This is a genomic window from Streptomyces sp. NPDC006476 (assembly GCF_040612015.1).
In the GTDB taxonomy this organism is placed as follows: domain Bacteria; phylum Actinomycetota; class Actinomycetes; order Streptomycetales; family Streptomycetaceae; genus Streptomyces; species Streptomyces griseorubiginosus_B.
This window is the reverse complement of sequence record NZ_JBEXPK010000196.1, coordinates 1-4677: the sequence shown is the minus strand read 5'-3', so window position 1 is coordinate 4677 and position 4677 is coordinate 1. Positions and strand designations below refer to the sequence as shown.

At 68.2% G+C, this 4677-nt stretch carries 4 protein-coding genes and 2 pseudogenes; 3 read left to right on the top strand and 3 right to left on the bottom strand.

The features are described from left to right. Positions 1-91: 91 nt before the first annotated feature. From ABZZ74_RS52660 to ABZZ74_RS52650, 3 genes and pseudogenes are all read right to left on the bottom strand, one after another. A complete protein-coding gene (locus ABZZ74_RS52660; protein ID WP_356951236.1) occupies positions 92-1408 on the bottom strand; it encodes an ISAs1 family transposase in 1317 nt (438 codons plus the stop codon). 221 nt (positions 1409-1629) lie between these two features. Continuing rightward, the gene (locus tag ABZZ74_RS52655) at positions 1630-2772 is read right to left on the bottom strand and encodes an IS4 family transposase (protein WP_356951235.1); all 1143 of its coding nucleotides are present in this window, start codon (positions 2770-2772) and stop codon (positions 1630-1632) included. Positions 2773-2792: 20 nt separating this feature from the next. Then, a pseudogene (locus ABZZ74_RS52650) lies at positions 2793-2978 on the bottom strand (transposase domain-containing protein); the annotation flags it as partial. Positions 2979-3411: 433 nt separating this feature from the next. On the opposite strand from ABZZ74_RS52650, the gene ABZZ74_RS52645 reads away from it, so the two are divergent. The 3 genes and pseudogenes from ABZZ74_RS52645 to ABZZ74_RS52635 form a co-directional block, all read left to right on the top strand. After that, positions 3412-3636 carry a tyrosine-type recombinase/integrase gene (locus ABZZ74_RS52645; RefSeq protein WP_356951237.1) on the top strand — a complete coding sequence of 75 codons (225 nt, stop codon included), beginning with the start codon at positions 3412-3414 and terminating at the stop codon, positions 3634-3636. After that, a complete protein-coding gene (locus tag ABZZ74_RS52640; protein ID WP_356951234.1) occupies positions 3633-3959 on the top strand; it encodes a helix-turn-helix transcriptional regulator in 327 nt (108 codons plus the stop codon). The genes ABZZ74_RS52645 and ABZZ74_RS52640 overlap by 4 nt, the downstream gene beginning before the upstream one ends. 390 nt (positions 3960-4349) lie before the next feature. Further along, positions 4350-4586: pseudogene (locus tag ABZZ74_RS52635) on the top strand (integrase core domain-containing protein); the annotation flags it as partial. Positions 4587-4677 lie beyond the last annotated feature (91 nt).

Here is a 4677-nt window from a genome sequence, read left to right as displayed (position 1 = left end):
AGCCCGGCGGTAGGCCCGGCCAGCTTGGTCATCGCCGACCGGACGCCATACAAACCAGGGCCCCGGCGAGTGCCTGGATCGTCCGGTTTGATCATGTGATGCCGTAGAGGGCAAGGACGCGGGGGCGCTCGGTGTGGGCTCGTCGTCCGGCAGCGGTGTTGACGTAGCCGGCGAGCTTGAGCGTGCTGCGGATCAGGTCGCGGAGGACGGCGAGTACGGCGGGCGCGCTGTGGGCCCTGACCTGGGACTTGTCCTCGTTGAAGGTGACATCTCGGCACCAGTGGACGGTATTTTCCACGGTCCAGTGCCCGCGAGCCCAGGACGCGATCTCGGCTGCGTTCGCTTCCTCGGCGGGCAGGTCGGTGACGGCGTAGACGGTCTCGCTGGACCATTTCTTCGCGCCGTAGAGGCGGCGTCTGCGCTGGATGCGCAGGACCTGGCGGGCGTGCGGGAAGAGCAGGCCGTCGACGGTGACGACCTGCACGAGCCGCTGCTCGTGGCGGCCGTGGCCCCGGGCGTCGTCGCGGTGGATCACGGGGATCTTCTTCCAGGGCAGGGCGTGGAGTTGACGGGCCTGGCCGCGCTGGTTGTTCTTGATGGTCAGCAGGTAGTGAGCGCCGCGTTCGCGCAGGTAGGTGGCGTGGTCGCGTTGGGCGTGGAGGGCATCGGCGGTAACGACCACCCCCGCGAGATCCGCGTCGTCGATCTGGTCGAGGAGAGGTGCGAACTCGGGGATTTCGTTGGTCTTCGCGCCGATCTCGCGGGAGGCGAGAGTGACACCGTCGCCGTGACGCACGGCGGACAGGACGAAGACCCGGCTGCCGTCCGGGCGCCTCGCGCCACGCAGGCACTTGCCGTCCACCGCGATCGCCCGCCGCCGCAGCCGTACCGGCTCGGCACGGGCGGCCGCCCGGTGGGCCCGGCGCTGTTCACGCTCGGTGCCACCGTCGGGCATCACCGGCTCCGGCCGGCGGGGCTGTGCGGACAGCAGAGGCCGAAGGTAGTCGTAACCGGCCGCGCCGATCTCACCGGGATCGAGTCGCCCCAGAACGCTGCGCAGGGTCTTCTCGCTCGGCACCCGGTAGCGGCCAAGGAGTGGGTGGTAGGGCAGGCCGAAGGCGGCCAGTTCCTCCGGCGTCGCACGTCGGCACCACTCCGCCGCCGCGGTGATCGAGTCGTGGCCGGAAGGGGTCATCGCGCAGACCACCAGGGCCAGCAGCGAGGAGAGCCGGTACCGCACTCCGCAAGCCCCTCTCGGATCGGTGACCGACTCGAACTCAGCGACCAGGCAGTGGACTTGCTCCTTGGCGGCACCCTCGCCGAGGGCTTCCAGGCAGGGTGCATGAGGCACGGGGACAGCGACAGGGGATGATGGAGGAACGAAGTGGGATCTCGGAAGATTCGGCAAACTGCAGGTCCGCTATGGCAAGGGCTCGCGGGGCTCCGGCCCACGCGAGCGCATGGTGCCATTGATCAACAACTCTGGGCGGACACTGCGATGGCTCATCGAGGACGTCTGGGGCCAGTTCGGCGGCGACCACACCCGCCCCGGCGCCCCGCTCTTCCCCTCCGAGCGCAAGAGCGCGGACGGGTCACGATGGCGTCCCTCCGGGTGCAACACCGTTGCTTTTAGCCTAAGTTGGTGTTGTCAAGCCCGCCTTCCTTGATCATCTCGAAGTGGAGGGCGTACGGCTGGGCTGTCCTTGGGTGCTTGCCAGCAGTGAAGGTGTACTTGCTGTTGCGCTTGCGGACGCGTGCTTTCAGCCGCTGACGTGGCCCCTTGGGCAGGAGGCCGGCCAGGACGGCCCGGCCGATCGCCCCGACGAGGGTCACCGGGTTGGTCGGGGCGATGCCGCGGGCGGCCACGATCTGGTCGGCGGCCGCATTGAGCAGCACGGTCATGCTGACGCGTTCCGCCGACAGGCCCGGCTGGGCCGTGACCAGGTCGCCCGCGACGCGCACCAGGGCCTGGTAGGCCGTCAGCAGTGCGTAGACCTCCTGCTCGATGCCGGGGACCGTCCGCGAGCGCACCACCCGCCCGTCGAGGATGGTCGACTTCAACGAGAAGTAACAGGTCTCCGCCTGCCACCTGCGGTGATACAACGTGATCAGCTCGTGGGCGGGGTAACGCTCGGCATCCAGGAGACTGGTCATCAGCCGCCACAACTCGGTGCGGCGAGTGCCGTCGGCCAGCGTGACAGTCATCCAGGCTTCCACGATCCGGACTTCGAGTCGCCCGTAACCGCGCCCCGCCTTGTATTTCCCGGCACAGACAGCGGTCAGGTACGAACCGTCCGGCAACGGGCGGCGCACCGTCGGACGCCGTTTGCGGGTTGAGCGCAGGAGGAAGGACGCGCCGGTGCCCGTCACCGCCTCCAGGAAGTCGAACGCGTCGTAATAGGCGTCGGCCAGCAGCACCATCGAGGCGTCCAGATGGTCCAGCAGGCGGCGGGCGTAACCGAGCTCACCGATCGTGTCCGGGCCGAAAGCCGCGCCGAGGAGGGCGCGGGTCCCGCACTCGACGAGGGCCACCATGCGCAGGAGGGGGTAGCCGAACTCCAGCACCGGGCCGGCGTGCTTGGGGAAGCACCAGGTCACCGCCTCCTCGTCGGGAATGCTCAGGGTGGTGCCGTCCACCGCGACCACCCGCAAACCCCGCCAGAACGAACCGCCCTGTCCCCGGGTGGCCACCGGCCCGGCGAGGATCTCGAACAGGCGGCGCAGCGGAGCACTGCCCAGTCGGCAGCGGGCCGCGACAAGGAACACGCACACGGCCGAGTTGCCACGATCCCACGCAGTCCCGCCCCGAGCTTCCCCCACACCGCCTGGTAGGACGAGCGCTCGAAGAAGACGAGGGCAAGGACGAAATACACCACCACTCGCGCCGGCAGCAGCCGCACACACCGCTCACGCGAGCCCGTCTCCTCCAGGACCGCGTCGACCAGCTGCGGGTCGACGACTTGCGTCAACTCCCCCAGGTGGCGGGGGCGTACACATCATGAGCCAACGCCAGAGGCGGCGGGGTGGCAGAATGACGCGGCAACGGGACCTCCGGTACGACGATCTCTGGGCTCGACACCACAGGGATCTACCAGGGGTCCCGTCCTCTCGTTCATCGACTTGACAAAGCACCGGACGTCATAAAGCAACGGTGTTGCCTCCGGGTGGTGTAGCCGATCAAGTCGCCGGAATCCGCAGGTCGGCGGCGGTGGCTCCGCACGATCGGGCGCTCAACTCGCCTCAGCAGGGCGCCTCGTGGACCGCCGCCTCTGCGGAGATCACCTGGGGCCTTGTACCGGAACGCGTAACGCTTGATCCCCTACACCACGACGCGGGACACGCCCCAGGTCACCACGACGCGTTGGCGACGATGCCCTCCGGTCCAGCCTCGCCGATGCAGCGGCAGCCCATCTGCCGGGCTGGGCCGACGCGTTGACCCCGCACGTCCTGCGGCACTTCTGCGCGTCTGAGCTGTACTTGAACGGCCTGGATCTCATCTCGATCCAGGAAGTCTTGGGCCACTTGTGGATTGCCACGACGATGCGATACGTCCACGTGCACCGCACGCGGGTCGAGGATGCCTGGGTGGCCGGGCACGAACGAGCCGCTCGGCGGCTGGAAGGTCTGGTCCGATGAGGTGGAACCTGCGGCTGATAGCGGCGAACCGGGGTATCTGGAAGGCGTCCGACCTGCAACGGAGCCTGGCCGAGCACGGTCTGGTGATCTCGGCGGGGAAAATGTCGGGGCTGTGGTCCGGGCAGCCGGTCTCCCTCAAACTCGATGACCTGGACGTGATCTGCGTGGTCCTCGGCTGCGAGTTCGGCGAGTTGCTGCTTCCCGAGCCGCAGAAGGTGTCCCGGCCCGGCCAGGAGGCCGGACCGACGGCCGCGGTTGCCGGCGGGGCGGTGCCAGCCGTGGTGCCGCGGCGTCGTGACGGCCGGTCCCTTCCCCCGATGTGACGGGCGATCAACGTTGACACCGCCCAGAGCGGACAAGCCGCTGGCCTCGTGCAGGGTCTGCTACTCCTGGGGGCAGCTGCCTGGACATTCCTGTCGAGCCTGCTACACCTTCGCCACCCTGCACGAGGTGGGTGAGTGCTCGGCCTGCCGTCGATCCGTGCCCACGAAGAAGGGCTACTGCCGGCTGTGCTGGCTCCAGGCCAGCCTGGAGGCCAAGACCAATGGAGAAATGGTCGTTCCCGCTCCGTATCTCGCCCGCCTCCAGTGCCAGCAGCTGTTCCTCGCCAGAATGCATCGCATCCGCCAGCCCGGTCCCCCGCTGGGCAAGGCCGGCCGCCGCAAACATGGGCCTACACGAAAAACACCTGGCGGCAGGCCTGCCACGAGCTGGGCATCAGTCCGCGCTGGACTCGGCCCTGGCGGCCTCAGACGAACGGCAAGGTCGAACGCTTCCACCGCACACTGCTCGACGAATGGGCCTACATACAGCCCTACACCTCAGAAACCGAACGCCAGGCAGCGTTTCCCGACTGGCTGGACTGGTACAACTACCACCGACCCCACACCGGAATCAGCGGCCAAACACCGGCCAGCCGCGTCACCAACCTGTCCGGTCAGCACACCTAGTAGATTGTCGCAGCTAATTTCTGGGGTAGAGGTGGCGCAGTTTGATGCGTGCGTCGTGGTTGGTGAACTGCCAGTCCACCTGACGCTGGTC